23 protein-coding genes are annotated in these 26,856 nt (G+C 68.2%); 13 read left to right on the top strand and 10 right to left on the bottom strand.

Annotated features, from left to right (window positions below):
* Window positions 1–157: 157 nt before the first annotated feature.
* The 8 genes from A9Z05_RS20640 (at window position 158) to A9Z05_RS20675 (ending at window position 9,403) form a co-directional block, all read left to right on the top strand.
* Window positions 158–1,570, top strand: coding sequence for a PLP-dependent aminotransferase family protein (locus A9Z05_RS20640; protein ID WP_069619707.1), 1,413 nt, complete (start codon window positions 158–160; stop codon window positions 1,568–1,570).
* A 107-nt stretch (window positions 1,571–1,677) separates the two neighbouring features.
* Entirely contained in the window at window positions 1,678–2,649 is a 972-nt protein-coding gene (eutB, locus tag A9Z05_RS20645) for a hydroxyectoine utilization dehydratase EutB (RefSeq protein ID WP_069619708.1), read from the top strand.
* A gap of 1 nt (window position 2,650) precedes the next feature.
* Window positions 2,651–3,655, top strand: coding sequence for a cyclodeaminase (locus tag A9Z05_RS20650; RefSeq protein ID WP_069619709.1), 1,005 nt, complete (start codon window positions 2,651–2,653; stop codon window positions 3,653–3,655).
* Window positions 3,656–3,665: 10 nt separating this feature from the next.
* A complete protein-coding gene (doeA, locus tag A9Z05_RS20655) occupies window positions 3,666–4,874 on the top strand; it encodes an ectoine hydrolase DoeA (RefSeq protein ID WP_069619710.1) in 1,209 nt (402 codons plus the stop codon).
* A gap of 4 nt (window positions 4,875–4,878) precedes the next feature.
* Window positions 4,879–5,904, top strand: a complete 1,026-nt coding sequence (gene doeB / locus A9Z05_RS20660) for a N(2)-acetyl-L-2,4-diaminobutanoate deacetylase DoeB (protein WP_069619711.1) — start codon at window positions 4,879–4,881, stop codon at window positions 5,902–5,904.
* A 13-nt stretch (window positions 5,905–5,917) separates the two neighbouring features.
* On the top strand, window positions 5,918–6,388 hold the full coding sequence (locus tag A9Z05_RS20665; protein WP_006489640.1) for an Lrp/AsnC family transcriptional regulator: 471 nt from the start codon (window positions 5,918–5,920) through the stop codon (window positions 6,386–6,388).
* Between the two features lie 121 nt (window positions 6,389–6,509).
* Window positions 6,510–7,988, top strand: coding sequence for an NAD-dependent succinate-semialdehyde dehydrogenase (locus A9Z05_RS20670; RefSeq protein ID WP_069619712.1), 1,479 nt, complete (start codon window positions 6,510–6,512; stop codon window positions 7,986–7,988).
* Window positions 7,989–8,008: 20 nt separating this feature from the next.
* Entirely contained in the window at window positions 8,009–9,403 is a 1,395-nt protein-coding gene (locus tag A9Z05_RS20675; protein WP_069619713.1) for an aspartate aminotransferase family protein, read from the top strand.
* A 139-nt stretch (window positions 9,404–9,542) separates the two neighbouring features.
* Here the strand turns inward: A9Z05_RS20675 and A9Z05_RS20680 are convergent, their stop codons facing one another.
* Together A9Z05_RS20680 and A9Z05_RS20685 are read right to left on the bottom strand one after the other, a co-directional pair.
* Window positions 9,543–10,475 carry an MBL fold metallo-hydrolase gene (locus A9Z05_RS20680; RefSeq protein WP_069619714.1) on the bottom strand — a complete coding sequence of 311 codons (933 nt, stop codon included), beginning with the start codon at window positions 10,473–10,475 and terminating at the stop codon, window positions 9,543–9,545.
* Window positions 10,476–10,779: 304 nt separating this feature from the next.
* On the bottom strand, window positions 10,780–12,162 hold the full coding sequence (locus A9Z05_RS20685; RefSeq protein WP_069619715.1) for an MFS transporter: 1,383 nt from the start codon (window positions 12,160–12,162) through the stop codon (window positions 10,780–10,782).
* 263 nt (window positions 12,163–12,425) lie between these two features.
* Here A9Z05_RS20685 and A9Z05_RS20690 point away from each other — a divergent pair, with 263 nt between their 5' ends.
* On the top strand, window positions 12,426–12,713 hold the full coding sequence (locus tag A9Z05_RS20690; RefSeq protein ID WP_069619716.1) for a DUF1330 domain-containing protein: 288 nt from the start codon (window positions 12,426–12,428) through the stop codon (window positions 12,711–12,713).
* A 19-nt stretch (window positions 12,714–12,732) separates the two neighbouring features.
* Here the strand turns inward: A9Z05_RS20690 and dhaL are convergent, their stop codons facing one another.
* From dhaL to A9Z05_RS37000, 3 genes are all read right to left on the bottom strand, one after another.
* Complete coding sequence (gene dhaL, locus A9Z05_RS20695) at window positions 12,733–14,433, bottom strand: dihydroxyacetone kinase subunit DhaL (RefSeq protein WP_069619717.1); 1,701 nt, start codon at window positions 14,431–14,433, stop codon at window positions 12,733–12,735.
* 249 nt (window positions 14,434–14,682) lie between these two features.
* Complete coding sequence (locus A9Z05_RS20700; RefSeq protein ID WP_084044365.1) at window positions 14,683–15,810, bottom strand: sigma-54-dependent Fis family transcriptional regulator; 1,128 nt, start codon at window positions 15,808–15,810, stop codon at window positions 14,683–14,685.
* Window positions 15,807–16,025, bottom strand: coding sequence for a hypothetical protein (locus tag A9Z05_RS37000; RefSeq protein ID WP_069619718.1), 219 nt, complete (start codon window positions 16,023–16,025; stop codon window positions 15,807–15,809). The genes A9Z05_RS20700 and A9Z05_RS37000 overlap by 4 nt, the downstream gene beginning before the upstream one ends.
* 238 nt (window positions 16,026–16,263) lie before the next feature.
* On the opposite strand from A9Z05_RS37000, the gene msuE reads away from it, so the two are divergent.
* Together msuE and sfnG are read left to right on the top strand one after the other, a co-directional pair.
* Window positions 16,264–16,824, top strand: a complete 561-nt coding sequence (gene msuE / locus A9Z05_RS20710) for an FMN reductase (protein ID WP_069619719.1) — start codon at window positions 16,264–16,266, stop codon at window positions 16,822–16,824.
* Between the two features lie 37 nt (window positions 16,825–16,861).
* On the top strand, window positions 16,862–17,965 hold the full coding sequence (gene sfnG / locus A9Z05_RS20715; protein ID WP_069619720.1) for a dimethylsulfone monooxygenase SfnG: 1,104 nt from the start codon (window positions 16,862–16,864) through the stop codon (window positions 17,963–17,965).
* Between the two features lie 60 nt (window positions 17,966–18,025).
* On the opposite strand, the gene A9Z05_RS20720 is transcribed toward sfnG, so the two are convergent.
* The gene (locus A9Z05_RS20720) at window positions 18,026–18,673 is read right to left on the bottom strand and encodes a LysE family translocator (RefSeq protein ID WP_069620095.1); all 648 of its coding nucleotides are present in this window, start codon (window positions 18,671–18,673) and stop codon (window positions 18,026–18,028) included.
* A gap of 111 nt (window positions 18,674–18,784) precedes the next feature.
* Between A9Z05_RS20720 and A9Z05_RS20725 the strand changes: the two genes are divergently transcribed.
* Window positions 18,785–19,633, top strand: a complete 849-nt coding sequence (locus tag A9Z05_RS20725; RefSeq protein ID WP_069619721.1) for a LysR substrate-binding domain-containing protein — start codon at window positions 18,785–18,787, stop codon at window positions 19,631–19,633.
* Between the two features lie 21 nt (window positions 19,634–19,654).
* Here the strand turns inward: A9Z05_RS20725 and A9Z05_RS20730 are convergent, their stop codons facing one another.
* Window positions 19,655–20,545, bottom strand: a complete 891-nt coding sequence (locus A9Z05_RS20730) for a LysR substrate-binding domain-containing protein (RefSeq protein ID WP_069619722.1) — start codon at window positions 20,543–20,545, stop codon at window positions 19,655–19,657.
* 153 nt (window positions 20,546–20,698) lie between these two features.
* On the opposite strand from A9Z05_RS20730, the gene A9Z05_RS20735 reads away from it, so the two are divergent.
* Window positions 20,699–23,746 (top strand): FAD-binding and (Fe-S)-binding domain-containing protein, encoded by a 3,048-nt coding sequence (locus A9Z05_RS20735; RefSeq protein ID WP_069619723.1) that lies wholly within the window; start codon window positions 20,699–20,701, stop codon window positions 23,744–23,746.
* 94 nt (window positions 23,747–23,840) lie between these two features.
* Here the strand turns inward: A9Z05_RS20735 and A9Z05_RS20740 are convergent, their stop codons facing one another.
* The 3 genes from A9Z05_RS20740 to A9Z05_RS20750 all read right to left on the bottom strand — a co-directional run bounded on the left by A9Z05_RS20740 (window position 23,841) and on the right by A9Z05_RS20750 (window position 26,850).
* Entirely contained in the window at window positions 23,841–24,143 is a 303-nt protein-coding gene (locus tag A9Z05_RS20740; RefSeq protein ID WP_069619724.1) for a DNA-binding protein, read from the bottom strand.
* A gap of 87 nt (window positions 24,144–24,230) precedes the next feature.
* Window positions 24,231–25,385: a branched-chain amino acid ABC transporter substrate-binding protein gene (locus tag A9Z05_RS20745; RefSeq protein ID WP_069619725.1), complete on the bottom strand. Its 1,155-nt coding sequence runs from the start codon at window positions 25,383–25,385 to the stop codon at window positions 24,231–24,233.
* Between the two features lie 565 nt (window positions 25,386–25,950).
* Window positions 25,951–26,850 (bottom strand): DMT family transporter, encoded by a 900-nt coding sequence (locus A9Z05_RS20750; RefSeq protein WP_069619726.1) that lies wholly within the window; start codon window positions 26,848–26,850, stop codon window positions 25,951–25,953.
* Between the last annotated feature and the right edge of the window lie 6 nt (window positions 26,851–26,856).

Consider the following 26,856-nt stretch of genomic DNA (forward strand, 5'->3'; position numbering starts at 1 on the left):
CGACCGAAAAAGGTGTGGGCCGCAGTCGTCCGGGCACGCCGATTGCCTCGTCCGATTCGACCCGCAGCGTCCTGCTTCCGCACGCGATTGCACTAGGACAATATTTTCGGGGTGTCTTTCTGAGCGACCATGCGGAAGCCACGACGGAGACATCGAGATGGGACGGACCGAGGTATCGGCAGGCTGGCGCGACGCGATCGGCGCCGTGCACGGCATCGAGTCGAAATACAAGCGGCTCGTGAAGGCGATCGCCAGCGACATCGAGAACGGCGCGCTCGCGCCGGGCGCGCGGCTCGCGCCGCAGCGCGACGTCGCGTCGAGCCTCGGCGTCAGCGTGCAGACCGTGACCAACGCGTACAAGGAACTCGAGCGTCAGGGACTGATCCGCTGCGAGGTCGGCCGCGGCAGCTTCGTGGCCGCGCGCGTGACCGAATCGATGTCGAACTATATCCTCGATACGACCGAGCGCGAGCTCGTCGACTTCTCGATCGCCCGCATCGTGCACACGCCGGAGCACGACGCGGCGTGGCGCAGCGTGTGCACGGCGCTGGCTGGCACCGACGATCAGCCGTGGATCCGCTCGTTCCGGCCGATCGCCGGCCTCGATGCGCATCGCGACGCCGGCGCCGCGTGGCTCGCGTCGCTGAACATGCCGGTGCACCGCGAAGCGCTGCTGGTCACGAACGGCGCGGCGCACGGAATCTTTCTCGCGCTCGCGTCGATCGTCGGGCCGGGCGACACCGTGTTGTGCGAGAGCCTGACCGATCACGGCGTGATCGGCTCCGCGAACGTGCTCGGGTTTACGCTGAAAGGGCTCGAGATGGACGAGCACGGCATCCGTCCCGAACATTTCGAGGAGATGTGCGACGGCGAGCGGATCAGCGCGCTCGTCTGCACGCCGACCCTCAATAACCCGACCGTGTCGATGATGACCGAGTCGCGGCGGCGCTCGATCGCGCGCATCGCGACGCGCTACGGCGTATACGTGATCGAGGACGACGTGTACGGCCCGCTGCCCGAGAAGACGGGCACGCCGATTGCCAGCCTGATTCCGGAGCTCGGCTTCTACTGCACGAGCATGACGAAATCGGTGTTGACGGGGTTGCGCACCGGCTATCTCGCGATGCCGCGGCGGCTCGCGTTGCGCGTCGAGAGCGTGTTGCGCGTGAGCAGCTGGATGGCGACGTCGCCGATCGCCGAGATCGCGACGCGCTGGATCGCCGACGGCACCGCGCGGCGGCTCGTCGAACTGCAGCGCCAGCGGCTCGCCGTGCGTCAGGAGATGGTGCGGGCCGCACTGGGGCCGTATGTGCTCGGTGCGCACCCGAACGCACTTTCCGCATGGCTGCGCGTGCCCGATTACTGGCAGGCCGAGCGGATCGTGCGCGAATTGCGCACCCGCAAGATTGCGGTGACGTCGCCCGATCCGTTTCTCGTCGGCGGCACGGAGCGGCCGAACGCGGTGCGCGTGTGCATCGGCGCCGAAACCTCCGATGCGGCGTGCAATGCAGCGCTCGAGACGATCGCGGGCGTGTTCGAACAGTATCCGCATCTGAACGATTTCCACTGAACCGGCGGTGTCGCCGCGACATCGCGCGCAATGTATCAGGACATTCGAAAGCGCGATTTGGAACATTAGACTGGATCGCATCACATTCGTCGCGAGGCGTGCGTTCCATGTCTTTCCTGTCGCTGTCCGACGTCTACCGCGCGCGCCGCCGCCTCGCCGGGCGCGCCGACGGTACGCCGCTCGTCGCGTCCGCCGCGCTGTCCGCGCGCGTCGGCGCACCCGTCTACCTGAAGCTCGAAACGCTGCAGCCGACCGGCAGCTTCAAGCTGCGCGGCGCGACCAACGCGCTCGCGGAACTCGCCGCGCAACGCGTGACGCGCGTGGTCACCGCATCGACCGGGAATCATGGCCGCGCGGTCGCGCATGGGGCACGCGCGCTCGGCATCGACGCGGCCGTCTGCATGTCGTCGCTCGTGCCGGCCAACAAGGTCGAGGCGGTCGCGGCGCTCGGCGCGCGCGTGGTGATCGTCGGCGACAGCCAGGACGACGCGCAGGTGGAAGCGCGGCGGCTGGTGCGCGACGAAGGCTATGCGTACGTGCCGCCGTTCGACGATCCGCGCATCATCGCGGGCCAGGCGACGATCGGCGTCGAGATACTCGAAGCGCTGCCGGATACGGCGACGCTCGTCGTGCCGCTGTCGGGCGGCGGCCTGTTCAGCGGCGTCGCGTTTGCCGCGAAGGCGATCCGGCCGGCGATCGACGTGATCGGCGTATCGATGGCGCGCGGCGCCGCGATGCACGCGAGCCTCGCGGCCGGCCGCCCGGTCGACGTCGACGAGCAGCCGACGCTGGCCGATTCGCTCGGCGGCGGCATCGGCCTCGACAACCGCTACACGTTCGACATGACGCGCGCACTGGCCGACGACGTCGTGCTGCTCGATGAGCCGTCGATCGCGCGCGGCATCGCGCATGCGTATCGGGAAGAGAGGCTCGTCGTCGAAGGCGCCGGCGCGGTCGGCCTCGCCGCCCTGCTGGATGAGCGGATCGCACGCCGCGATCGCCGCGGCCCGGTCGTCGTCGTCGTGAGCGGCGCGAACATCGACATGGCCGTGCATCGCCGGCTCGTTTCGGAGAACTGACATGGCCCATCCCGTCACGTTGCTCGGCCACGCGCAACTGCGTGCGCTGGTGCCGCTCGATCTCGTCGCGATCGACCAGGTCGAGGCCGCGTTCGCGTCGCTCGCGACCGACGCCGTCGTGATGCCGCCGATCCTGAATCTGGCGCTGCCGGAGCGCCACGCCGAAGTGGACGTGAAGACGGCGTATCTGCCGCGCTTCGACAGCTTCGCGATCAAGGTCAGCCCCGGCTTCTTCGACAACCCGTCGCTCGGGCTGCCGAGCCTGAACGGGCTGATGCTCGTGCTGTCGGCGCGTACCGGCCTGACCGAAGCCGTGCTGCTCGACAACGGTTACCTGACGGCCGTACGCACCGCGGCGGCCGGCGCCGTGGCCGCGCGCCGGCTCGCGCGCGCCGATGCGCATCGCGCGGCGATCGTCGGCGCGGGCGAGCAGGCCCGGCTGCAACTGGCCGCGCTGATGCTGGTGCGCGACATCACCCATGTGACGGTGTGGGCGCGTGATGCCGAACGCGCCGCGCGATTCGCGGCCGACGTGCGTGCCGCGCACGGGATCGACGCGCTCGTCGCGCGCTCGGTGCACGCGGCGCTGGCCGACGCGGACATCGCGGTGACGACCACGCCGAGCCGTGCGCCGCTCGTGCACGCGGAAGACCTGCATCCTGGGTTGCACGTGACGGCGATGGGTTCGGACGCCGACTACAAGACCGAACTCGCGCCGTCGGTGTTCGGCGCCGCGCGCTATTTCTGTGACCGACTGCAGCAGACCCGCGTGGCCGGCGAGCTCGCGCATGCGATCGCGGCCGGTGCCGTTGCAGCCGACGCGGTGTTTCCCGAACTCGGCGAAGTGATCGCCGGCCGCCGCGACGGCCGTACGCATCGCGACGACATCACGATCTGCGACCTGACCGGCACCGGCGCGCAGGACACCGCGATTGCCGTGCTCGCGCTGCAACGCGCCCGCGCGGCGGAAGTGGGCACGATTTTTCACAACGACCTCACGACTTGAGAGGAGACAGATGTCCGCAGTCATCGAAACCCAGACAGCCGCGCCGCGTCTCGCGTTCGCGCGCAGCGAATATGCCGCGCGGATCGCGAAGACGCGCGCGGCGATGGAGCGGGTCGGCATCGACCTGCTGATCGTCACCGATCCGACCAACATGGGCTGGCTCACCGGCTATGACGGCTGGTCGTTCTACGTGCACCAGTGCGTGCTGCTCGCGCTGGACGGCGAACCCGTGTGGTTCGGGCGCGGCCAGGACGCGAACGGCGCGAAGCGCACCGCGTTCATGGCGCACGAGAACATCGTTGGCTATCCCGATCATTACGTGCAGTCGCCCGCGCGCCACCCGATGGATTACCTGTCCACCGAAGTCATCGCCGCGCGCGGCTGGAACACGCTGCGTATCGGCGTCGAGCTCGACAACTACTACTTCAGCGCGGCGGCATACGCGTCGTTGCAGAGGCACCTGCCGGCCGCGCGCTGGGTCGACGCGACCGCGCTCGTCAACTGGCAGCGCGCGGTGAAGTCGCCGCGCGAGATCGAGTACATGCGCGTGGCGGCGCGCATCGTCGAGCGGATGCATGCGCACATCGTCGAGACGATCGAGCCGGGCATGAAGAAAAGCGACCTGGTCGCGCAGATCTATGCGACCGGGATCGGCGGCGCGGATGGTTTCGGCGGCGACTACCCGGCGATCGTGCCGCTGCTGCCGACCGGCGCCGACGCGGCCGCGCCGCACCTGACCTGGGACGACTCGACGTTCGCGCGCGGCGCCGGCACGTTCTTCGAGATCGCCGGCTGCTACCGCCGCTATCACTGCCCGCTGTCGCGCACCGTCTATCTCGGCAAACCGCCCGCGCACTTCATCGAAGGCGAGCGCGCGGTGGTCGAAGGGATCGAGGCCGGGCTCGCGGCCGCGAAGCCGGGCAACGTGTGCGAGGACATCGCGAACGCGTTCTTCGCGGTCCTGCGCCGCGCGGGCATCGACAAGGACAGCCGCTGCGGCTACCCGATCGGCGCGAGCTATCCGCCCGACTGGGGCGAGCGCACGATGAGCCTGCGTCCGGGCGACCGGACGGTGCTCGAACCCGGCATGACGTTCCATTTCATGCCCGGGCTGTGGCTCGACGACTGGGGGCTGGAGATCACCGAGAGCATCCTGATCACCGAGACCGGCGTCGAGACGTTCTGCAACGTGCCGCGCAAGCTGTTCGTGAAGGAGTAGGGCGATGCGTGCTTCCCCGATTACGCCGACCGTCGATTTCGACGCGGACGGCGAACAGCACGGCTTCCTGAAGCTGCCTTACTCGCGCGACGATTCCGCGTGGGGCGCGATCATGATTCCGGTGACCGTCGTGAAGCGCGGCGACGGGCCGACGGTGTTGCTGACCGGCGGTAATCACGGCGACGAGTACGAAGGGCCGGTCGCGCTGTCGAAGCTCGCCGGTTCGCTGAAGGCGGCCGACGTGACCGGCCGCGTGATCGTCGTGCCGTTCATGAACTACCCGGCGTTTCGTGCCGGTTGCCGCACGTCGCCGATCGATGCGGGCAACCTCAATCGCAGCTTCCCGGGCCGGCCGGACGGCACGGTGACCCAGAAGATCGCCGATTACTTCCAGCGGCATTTGCTGCCGCTTGCGACGCACGTGCTCGACATTCACGCGGGTGGCCGCACGCTCGACTTCGTGCCGTTCGCGGCGATTCACGTGCTGGAAGATCGCGACCAGGAGGCACGCTGCGAGCGCGCGATGCGCGCGTTCGGCGCGCCGTATTCGATGCGCATGCTGGAACTCGACAGCGTCGGCCTGTACGACAGCGCAGCCGAGGAAGCCGGCAAGGTGTTCGTGTCGACCGAACTGGGCGGCGGCGGCACGTCGACGGCGGCGAGCGTCGCGATCGCCGAGCGCGGCGTGTATGGATTTCTCGCGCATGCGGGCGTGATAGCGAAGGACGTCATCGATGGCAACGCACCGCGCACGACGACGCTGCTCGACATGCCGGACGGCTCGTGCTTCACGACGAGCGAGCATCGCGGGCTGCTCGAGATGTGCCGCGATCTCGGCAGCGAGGTCGAGGCCGGCGACGTGCTCGCGCGCGTGCACGACATCGACCGCACGGGCGTCACGGCGGTCGAGTACGTCGCGCGGCGGCGCGGGCTGCTCGCGGCGCGGCATTTTCCGGGCATCGTGCAGACCGGCGACACGATCGCGGTGGTGGCCGACATCGTCGAGCGCAACATTCCGGTGGCCGTATGAGGACGCGCACGACGTGATCAAGCTCGACCGATACGACCTCGCGATCCTGCGCCTGCTCGAGCGCGACGGGCGCATCACGAAGTCGAAGCTCGCGGAGGCCGTGAACCTGTCGATTTCGCCGGCATGGGAGCGCGTGCGCAAGCTCGAGGAAAGCGGCGTGATCCGCGGCTATCGCGCGGACGTCGACTGGATCGGCGCGTTCTCCGGCAGCCGCATCGTCGTCGAGGTGACGCTGTCGCGGCACACTGCACCCGACATGCGGCGCTTCGAGGACCGCGTGGCCGCCGCGCCCGAGGTCGCGCAGTGCTATGCGACGGGAGGCGGCGTCGACTACGTGCTGCACGTGGTCGCGCGCGACATCGACCATTACCAGCGCTTCATCGATGCGTTGTTGATGGAAGACCTCGGCATCGAGCGCTACTTCACGTACATCGTGACGAAGGTCGTGAAGTGCGCATCCGGCGGCGCGCCCGACTGGCTGTAAAAGTTCGCGCCGGCGCGCGGCAATACGGAAAAAACCGGCATTTCCGGCCGTGCAAACCGAAATTTCCGCATGCGCCGGCGCGACACAATGAAGCTCGTGCCCACCAACGAGGAGACGCAGCATGCTGCCCGGACACCCCGTTCTGTTCAAGTCGACCTGCTATGTCGACGGTCGCTGGATCCACAGCGACAGTGCCGCGACGGTCGCCGTCGTGAACCCCGCCGATCAGGCCGTGATCGGCCACGTGCCGATGCTCGAGCGCGCGCAGATCGTCGCGGCCGTCGACGCCGCGCAGCGCGCGTACGACACCTGGCGCTGGACGTCGCAAGCGGTGCGCAGCGCGGCGTTGCTGCGCTGGCATGCGCTGATCTTGCGTCACGTCGACGATCTGGCCGCGCTGCTGTCGCTGGAACAGGGCAAGCCGCTGGCCGAAGCGCGCGGCGAGATCCGCTATGCGGCGAGCTTCGTCGAATGGTTCGCGAACGAGGCGAAGCGCTTCGCGGGACGCACGATTCCGACCCACATCGACGGCGCGCATCTGGGCACCGTGATGGAGCCGGTCGGCGTCGCGGCGCTGATCACGCCGTGGAATTTCCCGGCCGCGATGATCACGCGCAAGGCGGCGGCCGCGATCGCGGTCGGTTGTACCGTGGTCGTGAAGCCCGCGCATGAAACGCCGTTCTCGGCGCTCGCGCTCGCGCAGCTCGCCGACGAGGCCGGCTTCCCGGCCGGCGTGTTCAACGTCGTGCTCGGCGAGCCGCAGATGGCCATGGAAACGCTGGTCGGCGATGCGCGCGTGCGCGCGGTGAGCTTCACCGGCTCGACGCGCGTCGGGCGGCTCGTGACCGAGACCGCCGCGAAGGCCGGCATCCGCAAGGTCGCGCTCGAACTGGGCGGCAATGCGCCGTTCATCGTGACCGAGGATGCAGATCTCGAGCAGGCGGTGCGGATTGCCGTCGGCGCGAAGTTCCAGACGTCCGGCCAGGACTGCTGCGCGGCGAACCGGATTCTCGTCGCGCGCCCGCTGTACGACGCATTCGTCGAACGGTATGCGAACGCGGTGCGCGCGCTCAAGACGGGGCCCGCATTCGAGCCAGGCGTCGACGTTGGCCCGCTGATGCACCAGGCCGCGTTCGACGCGACCGTGGCGCGTGTCGAGGACGCACGGACACGCGGCGCGCGCATCGTCGCGGGCGGCCGGCCGCATGCGCTCGGCGGATGGTTCTACGAGCCGACCGTGATTGCGGATGCCGCGCCGGGCATGCGGGTGGTCGACGAGGAAAACTTCGCGCCGATCTCGGCCGTTTGCGCGTTCGACACGCTCGACGAAGCGGTCGAAACGGCCAACGACACCGAATACGGACTCGCCGCGTACGTGTGCGCGACGCGCATCGACACGATCTTCCAGCTGGTGCGGCGGCTCGACTTCGCGATGGTGTCGGTCAACGGCGTGAAATTCACCGGCGCGCCGATCCCGTTCGGCGGGATGAAGGCGTCGGGACTCGGGCGCGAAGGCGGCGCCGAAGGCTTCGAGCCGTTCACCGAAACCAAGTACTTCTGCCTCGGCAATCTCGGCCTGCCTGTCGCGGCGACGGCCTGACCCATTCAAAGGAGCACATCATGCAAAAATCCATCGACGCACTGCTGCGCGAGGACCGCGCCCACTTCATGCACCCGTCGACGCACGCGTACGACCACGAGACCGGCGCGCTGCCGGGCAAGATCGTGCGCGGCGGCGAAGGCATCCGCATCGAGGATCACCAGGGCAAGCGCTATATCGACGCGTTCGCCGGACTCTACTGCGTGAACATCGGCTACGGCCGCACCGAGGTGGCCGACGCGATGTACGAGCAGGCGAAGCAGCTTGCGTACTACCACACGTACGTCGGCCACGCGTCGGACGCGACCATCGAGCTGTCGTCGCGCATCATCGACTGGTCGCCGGCGGGGATGAAGAAGGTCTATTACGGGATGTCGGGTTCCGATGCGAACGAGACGCAGGTCAAGATCGTCTGGTACTACAACAACGTGCTCGGCCGCCCGAACAAGAAGAAGATCATCTCGCGCGAGCGCGGCTATCACGGCTCCGGCATCGTGACCGGCAGCCTCACGGGTCTGCCGAGCTTCCACCAGCATTTCGACCTGCCGATCGACCGCGTGAAGCATACGGTGTGTCCGCACTGGTATCGCAAGGCGCCGGCCGGCATGAACGAAGCGCAGTTCGTCGCGTACTGCGTCGACGCACTCGAGCAGCTGATCGCGCGCGAGGGCGCCGACACGGTCGCTGCGTTCATCGCGGAGCCGGTGATGGGCACGGGCGGCATCATCGAACCGCCGGCCGGCTACTGGCCCGCGATCCAGGCCGTGCTGCGCAAGCACGACATCCTGCTGATCTCCGACGAAGTCGTGTGCGGGTTCGGGCGTCTCGGCTCGAAGATGGGCGCGCAGCACTTCGGGATCGAGCCCGACCTGATCACGGTCGCGAAGGGACTGACGAGCGCGTATGCGCCGCTGTCGGGCGTGATCGTCGGCGAGAAGGTGTGGGACGTGATCGCGCGCGGCTCGCAGGAACACGGACCGATGGGGCACGGGTGGACGTACTCCGGGCATCCGGTATGCGCGGCCGCCGCGCTCGCGAACCTCGCGATTCTGGAGCGCGAGAACCTGGTCGGCAACGCTGCGGACGTGGGCGCGTATTTCGGCGCGAAGCTGCGCGATGCATTCGGCGCGCATCCGCTCGTCGGCGAGGTGCGCAGCGTCGGCATGCTGGCCGCGCTCGAGTTCATGGCGGACAAGGATGCGCGCACGCCGTTTGATCCCGCGCTGAAGATCGGCGCGCAGGTGTCGGCTGCCGCGTTGCAGCGTGGCGTGATCGCGCGGGCGATGCCGCACGGCGACATTCTCGGGTTTGCGCCGCCGTTCGTGATGACGCGCGAGGAAGCCGACGAGATCGTCGGCATCGTGAAGGATGCGGTGGATGAGGTCGCGGAGCGGAGTCTTTCGGCTGTCGCGTGATTTTCAAGCGGTCCTGATGCGCGCTTCGGCGCGTGAGGTGACGCCGCCGCATGCAAGTGCGGCGGCGTTTTTTTGCCGGTACGGTTCGGGGAAACCGTCAGGGCATCGCCGACGGCGCGCGTCGGTGATCGGCCGTCACTCAGTAATCCCACACGACCGGAACGAAGCGGAACCCGTCGCCGTGCCGCGCAACATGCCCGATGGACGGGAACGCGACATGGGCCGCGGCCAGCAGCGCGCCGGTGTCGGCGGCTTCGTTGAACAGTGCGATACGCACGTCGACCGCCGCGTCCGGATCGTGCTCGAAGCCGTTTTGCCAGTCGGGATTGTCGAAGTTGACTTCGAAAATCGCGTCGCCCGCGAACGTCAGCTTTTCCCCGTTCGATGCGATGTCGACCACGCAGTGGCCCGGCGTATGGCCGCCCGTGACCCGCGCCGACACGCCCGCGGCGACTTCCACGGTCCGGTCGAACGGCACGATGTTTTCGCCATAGAGTTCCACGAATTTCGCGGCCGCCTTGCGCAGCGCGGGCGGAACGGTTTCCGGCATCACCGTCTTGCTGAAGTCCGGATTTTTCCAGAACGCCACTTCGGCGGCCGATACGTGAATGCGTACGTCCGGGCGTAGCTTCGCCTTGACGCCGTCGACGTTCAGCCCGCCCACGTGATCCATGTGCATGTGCGTGATCACGATATCGGTGATCGCAGCCAGGTCGATGCCGGCCGATTCCAGGCGCATCACCGAGCGCCCGGCACGCGTGAAGTATTCGAAGCCGTCGCCCACGCCCGAGTCGATCAGGATCAGGCGATCGGCGCTGCGCACGAGCGCGATGTTGAGCGCCCAGTCGAACATGTCGCGTTGCAGGAAACGGCCGTCGAACCATGCGTTGCGATCCGCTTCGCTTACATTGGTGGACATGGTGGAAGTCGGCAGCGGCAGCACGCCGTCGCTGATCAGCACGACATCGACATCGCCGATGCGTACGGCGTAGCGGGACGGAACGAGCTCGCCCGAAGCTTCGTTGCCCAGGGGTTCGATGACCGGCTGGACGTTGCGGATGGGTGCGTTCATGTTCAGTAATCCTGTTCGTCGAGTGAGGTAATCCGCACTGCGCGGCGCAGAGCGGTTCGCGAGCGCGAGCGTGAATGGCGCGCGCTTCGGTTCGTCCGGATTCCGGTCGAGCGTGTCAGCGATTGTAGTGACGGCCGACACATGCCGACAGCGCCGCACGCGCGCACATCGTGTTGCCCGGACGACAACAATCCGGCGGCGGCTTCAGCCGCCCGAAACGCACATCGCCCGCCGTCCGTTGCCGGACGGCGGGCGATGCAAGGGATGCCGTTTATGGGAAGCCGGCGAGCGGCCGGCGCGCAGGTCAGCCCGGCTGGCCGGGAAGGGTGTCGCCGCGCAGCGAACACCCGCGCGTCTCGATCACCGCCAGCAGCGCGACCAACCCGACCGCGCACGCGGCCATCATGTAGTAGGCGGGAATCAGCGCGTTGCCGGTCTTGCCGATCAGCCAGTCGTTGACGATCGGCGCGGTGCCGCCGAACAGCGACGTCGACACGTTGTACGCGATCGCCATGCCCGCATACCGGACGTGGGTCGGGAACATCGCCGGGAACATCGCGGAAATGGTGGCAAGCTGCGGCACGTACAGCACGCCGAGCACCGCGAAGCCGATGAACGCGCCGAGCGGACCGTGCGTCATCAGCGTGAACATCGGCACGGCCGCGACGAACAGCCCGACGAGCGAGAACCACCACATCGTCTTGCGACCGACGCGGTCCGACAGCCAGCCGGCGAACGGCAGCAGCACCATCATCGCGAGCATGCCGATCAGCGGAATCAGCAGCGACATGTTCTCGCTGACGCCGAGTTCCTTGTGCATGTAGGTCGGCATGTACGCGAGCAGCACGTAGTTGACGACGTTCAATGCGACGACGAGCCCGCCGAGGAGCAGCAGCGGCTTCGCATAGCGCACCAGCAGCAGCCGGATCGGCAGCGCGGCGACGACGCTTTTCTCGCGGCGGTGCGCCTGTTCCTCGAGCTCGCGGAACACCGGCGTTTCCTCGAGGCGCGAGCGCAGGTAGAAGCCGATCAGGCCGAGCGGCGCGGCGACCAGGAACGGCAGACGCCAGCCCCACGCATGCATCGCCGAATCGCCGAGCAGCAGCGCGAAGCCGAGCATCAGGAACGCGCCGAGCGAGAAGCCGGCGAGCGTCGCGAATTCGAGGAAGCTGCCGCACAGGCCGCGCCGCGAATCGGGCGCGTATTCGGCAATGAAGGTGGCCGCACCGCCGTATTCGCCGCCGGTCGAGAAACCCTGCACCATGCGCAGCACGATCAGTGCGGCCGGGGCGAGCCAGCCGGCCGTCGCATAGCTCGGCAGCACGCCGACGAGCAGCGTGGCGCCCGACATCGTCAGGACGGTCAGCGCGAGCACGCGCTTGCGGCCGAGCCGGTCGCCGAGCGGCCCCCAGAACAGGCCGCCGAGCGGGCGGATCAGGAACGAAATCGCGAACGTGCCGAGCGCGAACAGCGTCGCGCTGGCCGTGTTGCCCGGAAACAGCGCGGCGGAAATGTACGCGAGGCCGTACGCGTAAATGCCGTAATCGAACCATTCGGTCGCATTGCCGAGGGCGGCGGCCGCGATCGCGACCCGCGGCAGGCTGTGCGGCTCGTCGCCGCGGGAAGCCGTCTCGTCCGGAACGGACGCGGCGGCGGAAACGGAAGTCCACGATGGCACGTATCGCATGAGGGGTCCTCGCTATCAGCGTGCGCCCGGGCGGGCGCCGACGAGGATCAAAGTAATCCCGCCAATTAGCGACACCCGATGTCATAGGACGATGTGGAGATCGGGGTTTTCCCGCGCCGTGGCGGGCGGCCCGCGGAGGCCGTGGCCGGCTCGGCGCGGCGCCGGCCGGCGATCGGCGGTAAGCTGCGCGCTGCCACGCGGGATTTCTCGGACTGTGCCGCGCGTGGCGTCCCTTTTTTCAACCTTGATCAGGAGCGCATATCGTGGCGACCTACATCGTCTTTACACGGGAAAGCACGCAGGACCAGCATGAGCTCGACCTCTACTCGAGCCAGGTCGGCGCGACCCTTGCCGGCCATCCGGTGAAGGTGCTTGCCGCATATGGGCAGCAGGAAATCCTCGAGGGTGAAGGCCCGGAAGGTGTCGTGATCGTCGAGTTCCCGTCGAAGGAGGCCGCGCACGCGTGGTATCACGGCCCCGAATACCAGGCGGTCGTCCAGCACCGGTTCAAGGGCGCGCGCTATCGCGCGGTGCTGGTCGAAGGCGTCTGAACGCGGCCGCGCGCGTCCGTTACCGCACGTGCGGCAGCAGCGCGCGCAGCCAGTACGACACGGCCACCGCACCGCCATCCGGCGTGCCGATCGCGCGCTCGCCAAGATAGCTGGCCCGTCCCGCGCGCGGCGTCATGCGCGCCGTGTCCTCCGCGCCTCGCTCTGCCGCGTCGACGGCCGCTGCCCATGCGCTCGCGGGATCGCGATCGCCGTCGAGCGCGCGGCCGAATGCGTCGACGGCCGGCACCAGCGCATCGAGCATCGTCCGGTCGCCCGCCTGCGCGCCGCCGAGTTCGCCGATCGAATCCACCGCGGCGCGGAACGCCGCGGCCCAGTCGCGCGGCGACGGCTCGGCGATATCGGCCAGCCGGCGCGACGCGCGCAGCAGCGCGGTCGCATAGAACGGCCCGGAACTGCCGGCGATCGCGCGGCGCAATGCGGCGCCGAGCGCCGCGAGCGCACCGGACGCCGTGCCGTACGCGGTGTCGGGTAGTTCGAGGATCGCCTGCGCGGCGCGGCGCATACTCGCGCCGAGATCGCCGTCGCCCGCTGCCGCATCGAGATCCGTCAACGTCTGCTCGTGTTCGATCAGCGTCTGCGCCACTGCGTGCAGCGCCGGTTGCAGGCGCGCGGCCCATGCGCGGCCGGCCGCATCGAGCGGCGGCGGCGGCGCGTCCTGCGACGCGGCCGCGGCCACGCGAATCTGCGTGTTGACGATGCCGCCGCCGGGCCATGCGCGCGCCTGCGTTGGCGCGTCGAGCAGCGCCGCACGTTCGTCGTTCAGCCGCAGCACCGAGATCGAGCAGCCCGGCATGTTCAGCGCGGACAGGAACGTGCCGGCCCACGCGCGCGCGACGACGATGCCGCGCCGGCTCAGGTTGTCGAACGCGGCGCGCAGCACGATCGCGAGTTCCATCTCCGGCGTCGCGCCGAGGCCGTTGACGAACAGCGCGACGCGTTCGTCGCGGTCGAGCACGAGATCGGCGACGATGCTCGACAGCAGCGTGTCCGCCAGCGCGTCGGCCGGCAACGGCGCGCGGCGCTCGACGCCTTTCTCGCCGTGGATGCCGAGGCCGAGCTCGATTTCGTGATCGGCGAGGCTGAATCCCGACTTGTCGGCGCCCGGGATCGTGCAGCCGTCGAGCGCGACGCCCATCGTGCCGAGCTCGGCCGCCGCGTCGCGCGCGATGCTCGCGACGCGGGCAAGCGGCAGCCCGCGCGCGGCGGCAGCGCCCGCGAGCTTGTGGATCAGCACGGTGCCGGCGATCCCCCGCCGCTGGCCGCGCTCGACGCGGCCGCGCAGCGATACGTCGTCGGCGACGATGACGGTTTCGACCGGAATGCCTTCCGCGCGCGCGAGCTCGGCGGCGAGCCCGAAATTGAGCCGGTCGCCGGTGTAGTTCTTCACGATCAGCAGCGCGCCGTTCGGGCCGGCGCTCGCGCGGATCGCGGCGAGTATGGCGTCGGTCGGCGGCGACGTGAACACTTCGCCGCACACGGCCGCGCTCAGCATCCCTTCGCCGACATAGCCGCCGTGCGCGGGCTCGTGGCCGCTGCCGCCGCCGGACAGGATCGCGACCGGCCGCTGCGACGGCTCGGGTAGCGGCTGGCGGACGAGCACGTGCTCGTCGCCGAGGATCGCGAGATGCGGCGATTGCCGCGCGATGCCTTCCAGCATTTCTCGCACGACGTCGGACGGGCGGTTCACAAGCTTTTTCATGGCGACGGATTCCGGACGGGTGAACGGGGCTCGGCCGGACGCGCACGGGCGCCGGACGGCTTTCGTGTTGCGGAGGATCGTGCGTGAGCTGTTGCCGGTCGCGGGAGGTCGCGTCACGGGCGACCGGATGCGGGGCGGGCAACGAAGCGTACGCTTCGCGCCACGATACATCAGGTTCGGATGTTGCGGCGCGGATCGCGGCGCGATGGCGTCATGGTGCCGGGGCGCAGCGACGGTGCTCGCGTGCCGCTATTTCAGCGCGGTAATGACCTTCGCGCGAATCAGCCGCGCACGCAGCACGTTGCGGCTGATGCCGAGCAACTGCGCGGCCCGGATCTGGTTGCGATGGCTGAATTCGAATGCGACACGTATGACCGTGTCCTCGATACGTTCGAACAGGTTGCCGTGCCCGTCGTCGAACAGATCCCGCAGCGCGTGTTCGAGCGCCGCCTGTGCGTCGGCGGACGACGCCGCTGCGGGCGCGACAACGGCCGGCAGGCATGGCGACGCGATGTGCAGGTCGGTGTCCTGCAGCGCATCGTGGCGGCTCACGAGCAGCGCGTGATGGATCATGTTCTCCAGTTCGCGGATATTGCCGGGCCAGCCGTGCGCCTCGAGCCGGCGCTCGGCGCGCGGATCGATGCGGCGCGGGCCGCCGCCGAGCCGGTCGCGGTAAATGTCGAAGAAATGGCGCGCGAGCGGCAGGATGTCGCCCGGGCGGTCGCGCAGCGGCGGGACCGCGAGCTGCACGACGTTGAGCCGGTAGAACAGGTCGCCGCGAAAATGGCCGGCCGCGACCGCCTGCTGCAAGTCGACGTTGGTCGCCGCGACCACGCGCACGTCGACCGGAATCCCCGTGCGCGAACCGAGCCGCACGACCTCGCGCTCCTGCAGCACGCGCAGCAGCTTGACCTGCATCGCGAGCGGCAGGTCGCCGATTTCGTCGAGAAACAGCGTGCCGCCGTGCGCGGCTTCGAACCAGCCGGGCTTCGCGCTGAATGCGCCGGTAAACGCGCCTTTCTCGTGACCGAACAATTCGCTGTCGACGAGCGTTTCGGAGAATGCGCCGCAGTTCACCGCGACGAACGGCCCGTCGCGCCGGGCGCCGAGCTCATGCACGTGGCGCGCGATCAGTTCCTTGCCGGTGCCCGTCTCGCCGACGATCAGCACGTTCGCGTCGCTCGGCGCGACGCGGCGAACCTGTTCGAGCAACGCAAGCGAGCGCGGATCGGCGAACACGTGCGCGTGCGCGCGGGACGGCATGTGACGCTCGGGCCGCGCGGGCACGGGTGCCGCGGCCTGAAGCCGGGCCGGGTTGCGGGAAGCGGTGATGACTCGAAGATTGAGCGGGCGCGGCGATGCGGAAATGGAGGTCATGGCGATGAACCGTTGGATGGCCGGGCGATACGGGCCGGCTGCTGCGTGGTCAGCAGAGTGTTGAACGTTTCGCCGCGCGCGAAAAGCATCGATTTCTGATAACCAAAGCGCGATTGCTGCGGAACCCGCAACGGCGCGGACGAGCGGCGGTGTCGTGACGCCTTGTCGTCGAATTCGGCGCTATCGCGTGCGATGCGCTGCTGCCTGATCAGCAACGCATCAGCAGGCCTGCTGCACGGTGTTCATCGCGTGGCGGAATATCGATGTGACGCGCGGGACGGAACACTTGCCACTGTCGCGCATTAGGCCGAACACCATTTCCGGCGGTGGATGGCGAGAAACTTCGTGATGCAGACGACCTTTCCACGACGCCCCCGTCCCGATGGCACGCTCCTTGCTGACCCGAACCGGTATTGCCGCGTTGCACGCGGCTCCACCACGGGAACGCATCGCATGAGCCACACCCTCAACATCGTCGCGATATCGGGCAGCCTGCAGCGGCCGTCGCGCACGCTGGCGCTGACCGACGCGATCGTCACGGCGCTCGGCGCCGCGCTGCCGATCGATACGCGGCTGATCGAACTCGGCGAGATCGGCAGCCGGCTGGCCGGCGCGCTCACGCGCGCGCAGGTGCCGTCCGATCTCGATGCGCTGATCCGCGCGATCGAGACGGCAGACGCGCTCGTCGTCGCGAGCCCGGTATATCGCGCGTCGTACACGGGCCTCTTCAAGCACCTGTTCGACCTCGTGCGCCACGACGCGCTCGTCGACGTGCCCGTGCTGCTCGCCGCGACCGGCGGCAGCGAGCGTCATGCGCTCGTAATCGATCATCAACTGCGCCCGCTGTTCAGCTTCTTCCAGGCACGCACGCTGCCGATCGGCGTGTACGCGTCCGAAAGCGATTTCGATCAGTACCAGATCGCGAACCCGGCGTTGCGCGAGCGCATCGCGCTCGCCGTGGCGCGTGCGGTGCCGCAACTGCGCCCGCACGCGCTCTCCGCCGCGGCCGCGTAAGCCGCGTTTTCATTTCCCCTTCGACCAGGACACCTTCATGAGCCTTCCCGACCCTTCCGCCGACGGCGTCAAATTCGCGTACTGGGTGCCGAACGTCAGCGGCGGCCTCGTCGTCAGCACGATCGAGCAGCGCACCGACTGGAGCCTCGAATACAACCAGACACTCGCGCGCACGGCCGAGGCGGCCGGCTTCGACTACGCGCTGAGCCAGATCCGCTTCACGGCCGGCTACGGCGCCGAATACCAGCACGAGTCGGTGTCGTTCAGCCAGGCGCTGCTGCATGCGACGACGAAGCTCAAGGTGCTCGCCGCGATCCTGCCGGGGCCGTGGCATCCGGCCGTGGTCGCGAAGCAACTCGCGACGATCGACCACATCTCGAACGGGCGCATCGCGATCAACGTCGTGAGCGGCTGGTTCAAGGGCGAATTCACCGCGATCGGCGAGCCGTGGCTCGAGCACGACGAGCGCTATCGGCGCTCGAAGGAATTCATCCAGGCGCTGAAGGGCATCTGGACGCAGGACAACTTCACGTTCAAGGGGGACTTCTACCGCTTCAACGATTACACGCTGAGCCCGAAGCCGGTGCAAAAGCCGCATCCGGAAATCTTCCAGGGCGGCAGCTCGCGCGCGGCGCGCGACAACGCGGCGAGCGTGTCGGACTGGTATTTCACGAACGGCAATACGCCGGAGAACCTGAAGGCGCAGATCGACGACATCCGCGCGAAGGCGGCCGCGAACAACCATCGCGTGCGGATCGGCGTCAATGCGTTCGTGATCGCGCGCGACACCGAGGAAGAGGCGAAGGCCGTGCTCGACGACATCATCCGGCATGCGCACGTCGAGGCCGTTCACGCGTTCGGCGATGCGGTGAAGCAGGCCGGCAAGGCGTCGCCCGAAGGTGAGGGCAACTGGGCGAAATCGACGTTCGAGGATCTCGTGCAGTATAACGACGGCTTCCGCACGAACCTGATCGGCACGCCCCGGCAGATCGCCGAGCGGATCGTCGCGCTGAAGGCGATCGGCGTCGATCTCGTGCTCGCGGGATTCCTGCATTTCATCGAGGAGGTCGAGTACTTCGGCAAACGGGTGCTGCCGCTCGTGCGCGAACTCGAGGCGCAGCGGCAGGCCATCGCCGCGTGACACCGACTCGCGCCCGGCGCGCCGCCCGCGATCGTGCGGGCCCGCGCGGCGGCACAACGCTTACGCGATGCCCGCCGACTTCGACGCCTCGATCATCATCTCCACGCCGAGGCCGCCGAGCACCGCGCCCATCGCCCAGCGCTGCGCGAGCAGCAACATCGGGCGGCCGTGCAGGAATTTCGCGAGGCTGCTCGAACAAATCGCGACCATCCCGTTGGCCGACGCGAACGCGGCAATCAGCAGCGAGCCGAGAAACAGCGACTGGCCGAACACGCTGCCTTGCCCGTAGTCGATGAACTGCGGCAGCAGCGACACGAACAGCATCGCGAGCTTCGGGTTCAGCACGCTGGTCGTCGCGCCCATCGCGAGCAGCCGCAGCGGCTGCTCGTTCGGCAGCGTCTTCACCTCGAACGGCGAGCGGCCGCCCGGCCGCACAGCCTGCCAGGCGAGGTACAGCAGATAGGTCGCCCCGACCGCGCCCAGCACGCTGCCTGCGTAGGGCACGCTCATGAACAGCGTCGTGATGCCGAACGCCGCGGCGAACATGTAGAACAGGTAGCCGAGCATCACGCCGGCGAGCGAAACGAGGCCGGCCGCCCGCCCTTGCGCGATCGAGCGCGACATCACGTAGACCATGTTCGGCCCCGGCGTGACCGCGAGCATGCCGCCGATGACGAGAAACCCGTAGAGCGATCCGGACGTGTGCATGTTTTCCGCTTCCTGCATCGAGTGAGTGCTGACGAGGTTCATTGTCCGGCGCTGGAGGCGAACAGTAAAACGGGATAAACTGAATAGATTGATCAGTTTTTCTGAATCGACATGAAGAAGCTCGACCTCGATGTGCTCGCGATGGTGGTGGCCGTCGCGGAATCCGGATCGTTCGCGCAGGGCGCGCAGATCGTGCACCGGTCGCCGTCGGCGGTGAGCATGCAGATCAAGACGCTGGAAGACGCGCTCGGCAAGCCGCTGTTCATCCGCGACACGCGCAACGTGACGGCGACCGACGACGGCAGGATGCTGGCCGACTACGGCCGCCGGATGCTCGCGATGCGCGACGAGGCATGGGCGTCGGTCGTGCGCCCGGAGATCCGCGGCCGCGTGACGATCGGCGTGCCCGACGATTACATCTCGTCGCTGTTGCCCCAGGTGCTCGGCAAGTTCGCCGCGATGCATCCGCGCGTGGAAGTGCGCGTGATCGGCCAGCCGAGCAGCGCGCTCGTGCCGATGCTGAAGGACAACACGGTCGACCTCGCGTGCCTGACCCGCGTCAAGGGCGTGTCCGGCGAGCTGATCCGGCTCGAGCCGATCGTATGGACGGGATCGGCGAAACGGAACGTGTGGGAAGAGCGGCCGCTGCCGGTCGCGCTGTTCTCGCACGGCAGCATGGCGCGCGATCATGCGATCAAGGCGCTGAACCGGCGGAAGATTCCGTTCCGGATGTCGTATGAAAGCCCGAGCTTTCTCGGGCTGCTCAGCATGGTCGAGGCCGGCCTCGCCATCGCGCCGCTTGCGCGCTGCTGCGTGCCCGATCACCTGTTGCAGCTGTCGGAGAGCCACGGGCTGCCGTCGCTCGGCGAACTCGAGGTCGTGCTCGCGCGCAGCGCGCACTCCGCGCGGCCGCCGTGCGACTACCTCGCCGAGCAGATTTTGGGCGAATGGCGAGCCTGAGGCCCGCCTACGGTCTGCGCGTCAGCACGACGTCAACAGCCATTCGCGAAAGGCGACCAGCGACGGCAGCGTGTCGTTGCCCGGCGGGTAGACGAGGTAATAGCTGCGCTGGCTGGTAATCGCGTCGCCGATCGACACGAGCTCGCCGCGGCTCAATTCATCTTCCACGAGCACCTTCGGCACCAGCCCGATCCCCATTCCCGCTCGCACGGCCTGGATCAGGTGCGACGTCAGCTCGAAGCTCGGGCCGACGCGCATCTGGCGATGGTCGAGCCGATAGTGCGAGAACCACTCGGCCCAGGCCTGCTGATTGCTCGTCACGCCCAGCAGCGTCTGCTTCGCGGCCCAGGCCGGCGTGCGCGCGTCGGCCTTGCGGCCGCGGCCGGTATCGGGCGGCGCGATCGCGACCAGGAATTCGTTGTACAGCCGGTGCGCGTGCAGGCCCGGCCAGTCGCCCGCGCCGACGGTGATCGCCGCATCGAGGTCGTCATTGAGGAAATCGATCGCGCCGATCCGTGAATGCAGGTGCACGGTCACGCCCGGATGTGCGGCGTAGAAGCCGTGCAGGTGCGGCAGCAGCCATTTCGAGCCGAAGGTCGGCAGGGTGGCCAGCCGCAGCGAGCCGGCGCCCGCCTGGTGCGACATCGCCTGCAGCGTCGCGCCGCGAATGCGCCCGAGCGCGCCGCTCAGCTCGGCGAAGTAGCGGCGGCCGACTTCGGTCAGCTTGACCGAGCGGCCCTCGCGCCGGAACAGCGGCACGCCGAGCTGATCCTCGAGCGTCTGCACCTGCCGGCTGATCGCGCTCTGGCTCAGCGACAGCTCGTCGGCCGCGCGCGTATAGCTTTCATGCCGCGCGGCGGCCTCGAATACGAGCAACAGCGACATCGACGGGGTGAGGCGGCGGTAATTCATGAGTTTTATGCAAGTTTCGCCGGATGAGAATTCGTTTGTTTCTGGCGGGATATCCAAAGATACTGGAATTCCCGGTTGTGCGGAAACTTGCCAAAAAATCATGTTTTGGCGCGCGCGAACCGGTCGGCTCCACCCACATTGCGTTTTTACCCCATGTCGATCGTCCCGTTGCCCCGTCCCGCCAGCCCGTCCGTGAACGTTTACCGCGACTTTCTCGCCGCGCTGCGGGCGGCCGGCTTCGCCGGGGAAATCCATGCGGACCACGCGAACCGGACCGTGCAGGCGACCGACAACTCGATCTATCAGCGCCTGCCGCAGGCGGTGGTCTGCCCCGCGCATGCGGAAGACGTCCAGCTGCTGGCCCGGCTGCTGGCCGAGCCCGCGCACCGCGACGTCGCGGTCGCCGCGCGCGGCGGCGGCACCGGCACCAACGGGCAGTCGCTGACCAATGGCATCATCGTCGACCTGTCGCGGAACATGAACCGGATCCTCGAAATCGACGTCGCGCGGCGTCGGGTGCGCGTCGAGGCGGGCGTCGTCAAGGATCAGCTCAATGCGGCGCTGAAGCCGCACGGGCTCTTCTTCGCGCCGGAGCTGTCGACGTCGAACCGCGCGACCGTCGGCGGGATGATCAACACCGACGCGAGCGGGCAGGGCAGCTGCACGTACGGCAAGACGCGCGATCACGTGCTCGAACTCGATTTCGTGCTGATGGGCGGCGAGCGGCTGCACAGCGACGCGCTCGACGATGAAGAACTGGAACGCCGCTGCGCGCGGCAGGACCGCGTCGGCAAGGTGTATCGCACCGCGCGGCGGATCAGCGACGACAAGGCCGCGCTGATCGACGCGAAGTTTCCGAAGCTCAACCGCTGCCTGACCGGCTACGACCTCGCGCACCTGCGCGAAGCGGACGGCCGCTTCAACCTGAACAGCGTGCTGTGCGGTGCGGAAGGCTCGCTCGGCTTCGTCGTCGAGGCGAAGCTCAACGTGTTGCCGATCCCGAAGTTCTCGGTACTGGTCAACGTGCGTTACGCGGGCTTCATGGACGCGCTGCGCGACGCACGCGCGCTGCTCGAACTCAAGCCGCTGTCGATCGAGACGGTCGACTCGAAGGTGCTGATGCTCGCGATGAAGGACTTCGTGTGGAGCAGCGTGGCCGAGTATTTCCCGCAGGACGACGCGCGTCCGACGCTCGGCATCAACCTGATCGAATTCAGCGGCGACGACGAACACGACGTCGATGCGCGCGTGCGTGCGTTCGTCGAACATCTGCGCACCGATACGAGCGTGGCGCGTCTCGGCCACACGCTCGCGGCCGGCGACGATGCGGTGAAGCGCGTGTATGCGATGCGCAAGCGTGCGGTCGGGCTGCTCGGCAACGTGCAGGGCGAGGCGCGTCCGCAGCCGTTCGTCGAGGATACCGCGGTGCCGCCCGAGAACCTCGCCGCGTACATCGCCGAATTCCGCGCGCTGCTCGACGGCCACGGGCTGCAGTACGGGATGTTCGGCCACGTCGACGCGGGCGTGCTGCACGTGCGTCCGGCGCTCGACATGAAGGACCCGAAGCAGGCGGCGCTGGTGCGGCCCGTGTCGGACGCGGTGGCCGAACTCACGCAGCGGCATGGTGGCCTTTTATGGGGCGAGCACGGCAAGGGCGTGCGCTCCGAATATGCGCCGGCGTTTTTCGGCGAGCTGTATCCGTCGCTGCAGCAACTGAAGGCCGCGTTCGATCCGCACAACCAGTTCAACCCGGGCAAGATCGCGACGCCGCCGGACTCGACGCTGCGACTGCTGAAGATCGACGAGGTGCCGACGCGCGGCGATCACGACCGTCAGATCGACGAGCGCGTGTGGCAAAGCTACGGCACCGCGATGCATTGCAACGGCAACGGCGCGTGCTACAACTTCGATCCGGACGACGCGATGTGCCCGTCGTGGAAGGCCACGCGCGAACGCGTGCAGTCGCCGAAGGGGCGTGCGTCGCTGATGCGGGAATGGTTGCGTCTGCAAGGGCAGGCCGGTGTCGACGTCGCTGCGGCGGCGCGCACGCGGCAGCCGTTCCTGCGCGGGTTGGCCGAGCGCTGGCGCAACAGCCGCAACGCCCGCGACGGCGACGCGGATTTCTCGCACGAGGTGTACGACGCGATGGCCGGGTGCCTCGCATGCAAGTCGTGCGCGGGGCAGTGCCCGGTCAAGGTCAACGTGCCCGAGTTTCGCTCGCGCTTTCTCGAGCTGTATCACCAGCGTTACCTGCGGCCGCTGCGCGACTACCTGATCGGCTCGCTCGAATACACGATGCCGTGGATGGCGCGCGTGCCGGCGCTGTACAACGGGCTGATGGGCGCCGGCTGGGTGCGGACGCTGCTCGAGCGCCACGTCGGCATGGTCGACAGCCCGCTGCTGAGCCGCTTCGATCTCGCGGCCGTGATCCGCGCGTGGCGCGTGAAGCCGGCCGATGCGCATGCGCTCGCCGCGCTGAGCGATGCGCAGCGCGCGCGCAGTGTCGTCGTCGTGCAGGACACGTTCACGCGCTATTTCGATACCGAGCAACTGGCGACGCTGATCGAGCTGGCGGCGCGCCTGGGCTTTCAGGTGTGGCTCGCGCCGCTCGCGCCGAACGGCAAGGCGCTGCACGTGCAGGGGTTTCTTCGCGCATTCGAACAGGCCGCGATCCGCAACGCGACGCAACTGGCCGCGCTGGCGCGCTCGGGTGTCGCGCTGGTCGGCCTCGATCCGGCGATGACGCTCACGTATCGGCAGGAATACCTGAAGGTGACGGGGCTCGCCGATGTGCCGAAGGTCGCGCTGCCGCAGGAATGGCTGCTGGATGCGCTGCCGGAAGCCGGTGCGGGCGGGGCGACGGTTTCGTATCGGTTGCTGCCGCACTGCACCGAGAGGACCAATGCGCCGGACAGCGGCAAGCAATGGGCGCAGGTGTTCGCGCGTCGTGGGCTGCGCTTGCAGGTTCAGGCGGCCGGGTGCTGCGGGATGTCAGGTACGTACGGACACGAGGCGCGCAATCTCGCGACGTCGAAGACGATTTATGCGCAGTCGTGGGCCGCGCACGTCGATGGGGCGGACACGGAAGGCGAGGCGCTGGCGACCGGGTATTCGTGTCGCAGCCAGGTGAAGCGCCTGTCGGCGAAGCAGGTGCGCCACCCGTTGCAGGCGCTGCTCGATCACGTGCGGGCGGTGGGATGAAGACAGGGCGGTGCGGGGCGCACGGCCGGTAACGGGGCGTCGATCGCGTGTCGAGCGGCCATCCCCGTGCCGCTGTCTACCTTCGCCGGCGCGGTCAGGCGTCGGCTTTCGCCGCTTTCCGCGAACGCGGTTTTTCAGCCGCGGGAAACACGCCGCCGCCGCGCGGCCGTTTCGGCTCGATCCGCATTTGCCGGATCACGCGCCGGAAATCGATCTCGTGCGCGGCCAGCGTGCCGATCAGTTTCGCGATGACCGCGAGGTGGGAAGGGACGGTGCCCTTGCTCGAATAGTTGGTGATCGAACTTTCGTTCATCCGGATCAGGCGGGCGAACTCGCGCGCCGTCAACTGCGCCTTCTTCAACTCCTGTTGGAATTCCGCATACGCCATTGCACACATGATGCTTCGTCTCCGTGACTCTGAAATCGGCCCGCGCGGCGCCGGTGCCGACGAGTGGCGTTCCCGTCGTGCCGGCGCCGCGTCGAGTTACATCTTCACCTGGTCGAGGAAGGTCTTCTTGCCGCTCTTGTAGCCGTAGATCGAGATGATCCCGTGCGTCAGGTCGCCCTTCGCGTCGAACGTCGTCGTGCCGATCACGCCGTCGTACTTCGTCGCGGGCATCGCCGCGAGGATCTTCGCCGGGTCGGTGGAGTTCGCGCGCTTCATCGCGTCGACCGCGATGTAGACCGCGTCATACGCGAACGGCGCGTCGAACTTGATGCCCTGGTTGAAACGCTTCTGGTACTTCGCGAGGAAATCCGCGCCGCCCGGCATCTTCTCGAGCGCCGCGCCGGCCTGCGAGCAGAGCACGTTGTCGGCCGCCGGGCCGGCCAGTTGGGCCAGCGAGTCGGTGCACACGCCGTCGCCGGAGAGGATCTTCGCGCGCAGGCCGAGCTGCTTCGCCTGCTTCGCGAGCGGGCCGCCGGTGGCGTCCATGCCGCCGTACATGATCGCGTCGGGGTTCTCGCCCTTGATCTTCGTCAGGATCGCGCGGAAGTCGACCGCCTTGTCGTTGGTCGCGTCGTGCGACAGCACCTTCAGGCCGAGCGCCTTCGCCTTCTTCTCGAACTCGTTCGCGAGGCCCTGGCCGTACGCGGTCGAATCGTCGATCACCGCGACGCTCTTCACGCCCTTCGATTGCGCATAGCTCGCGAGCGCCGGACCCTGCTGCGCGTCGGTCGCGACCACGCGGTAGGTCGTCTTGAAGCCTTGCTGCGTGTAGGTCGGGTTCGTGGCCGACGGCGAGATCTGCACGATGCCCGCGTCGCTGTAGATCTTCGACGCCGGAATCGACGTGCCCGAGTTCAGGTGGCCGATGACGGCGACGACCTTGTCGTCGACGAGCTTCTGCGCCACCTGCGTCGCCTGGCGCGGGTCGGCCGCGTCATCCTGCGCGTCGAGTTGCAGCGTGATCTTCTTGCCGCCGATCGTCAGGCCCTTCGCATTGATTTCCTCGACCGCGAGGCGTGCGCCGTTTTCATTGTCCTTGCCGAGGTGCGAAATGCCACCCGTCGTCGGTTCGACGCTGCCGATCTTCACGACCTGGTCGGCCATCGCGCTCGACGCGGCCGCGAACGCGGCGGCAGCCAGTGCAACGGTGATCAGGGGTTTGCAGCGCATGCCGACAGTGCTTCGTTCCATCTGCCATCTCCGAATTGAATGTCTTTCTATTGACGTCTCGACCGGCCGGCTGGGGGCCGGGCGCGATCCGACGATTTTTGCCACCCGTCACGGGCGTCGCTTGCATGGCGTCCGGCCGGATGACCGGCCGCCCGGGCGAGCGGACGGGCACCCCGACGCCATGCAATTCGTATGAATATATCGGAACCCGCTTCTGTGTGCTGCGGCGCACCGTACAGCGGGCCGCCGCGGCCCGCGGATTGCGGTTCGCTGTCGTCAGCCTTACGGCGGCATCCATTATTCGGCCGGTCGCCACGGCGAAGCCATGGACACTGGCTGGCGGTCAATCGGGAACTGTTCGGTCGATTTGTCTGCACAGTTTGGTCGATTGCGCATCGCGTATCCGGTTTCATGGTCATGATTCATCGACGTCGATTGCCGTCGTTATGCAACTAACGGTCAAGTTTGGCGGCATCGATGAATGGGTGCCGATTGCACGGACCGAACCGTCCATCCAGATCGGCAAAGCGCGGGGCGTCTTGGACCCGGCGTCGCGTCGGCCACGCACATCGCTGCATGCTCGCCGCTACGACCGTCCGCGCAATGCGACGACCACGACCCCCGCAATCGCCAGCAGGCCGCCGCACGCCGTCGCGATGCCGGGCCGCTCGCCCGTCAGCACCACCGACAGCAGCGTCGCGACCGCCGGCGTCAGGTAGAGAAAGCTGGCCGCGCGCGCCGCGCCGAAGTAGCCGAGCGCGAAGGTCCAGGTCGCGTAACCGAGCGCGGCGGGAAAGACGCCGAGTACGACGACGGCCAACGCCGTGTCGCGCGACCCGCCGCCGAGCGATACGAGCGCGCCGGGCAGCCACGGCGCGAGCAGCACCGCACCGGCCAGCAGCGTGTACGCGGTGCACGGCAGCGCGCCGTACACGGGAATCAGCCGCCGCTGCAACACGAAATAGCTGGCCGAACACAGCGCCGCGGCGAGGATCAGCGTGCTCCCCGAGCCGAGGACAAGGCCGCCGGGCTGCCCTCGTGCGATCACCGCGATGCCGGCCAGGCTGACCAGCGACCCGAGCCAGCCCCAGCGATTGAAGCGCTCGCGCAGAAACACGGCGGCCAGCAACGCGGTGAAGATCGGCAGCGTGTTCACGATGAAGCTCGCCGCGCCGGCCGACACCGTCTGTTCGCCGGTATTGAGCAGCGCGTTGTAGAGTGCGATGCCGAGCAGGCCGCATGCGAGAAAGCGCCACGCGTCGACTTTCGTCGGCAGCGGCGGCCGCCGCCATGCGAGCCACGCGATCACGAGCAACGCGGCGGTCGCGAAGCGCGCGGCCGCGAGCTGCAGCGGCGCGAGGCCGTGCAGGCCGATCCGGATGAACGGGAACGCGGACGCCCACGAGACGATCGTGAACGCGACCGCCGCTGCCGCGACGAGCGGTTGTCGCGCGCCGCGCGACGTCGATGACGAAAGCGTATTCATGCAGCC

This window comes from Burkholderia sp. A2 (assembly GCF_001729305.1).
GTDB lineage: Bacteria > Pseudomonadota > Gammaproteobacteria > Burkholderiales > Burkholderiaceae > Burkholderia > Burkholderia sola.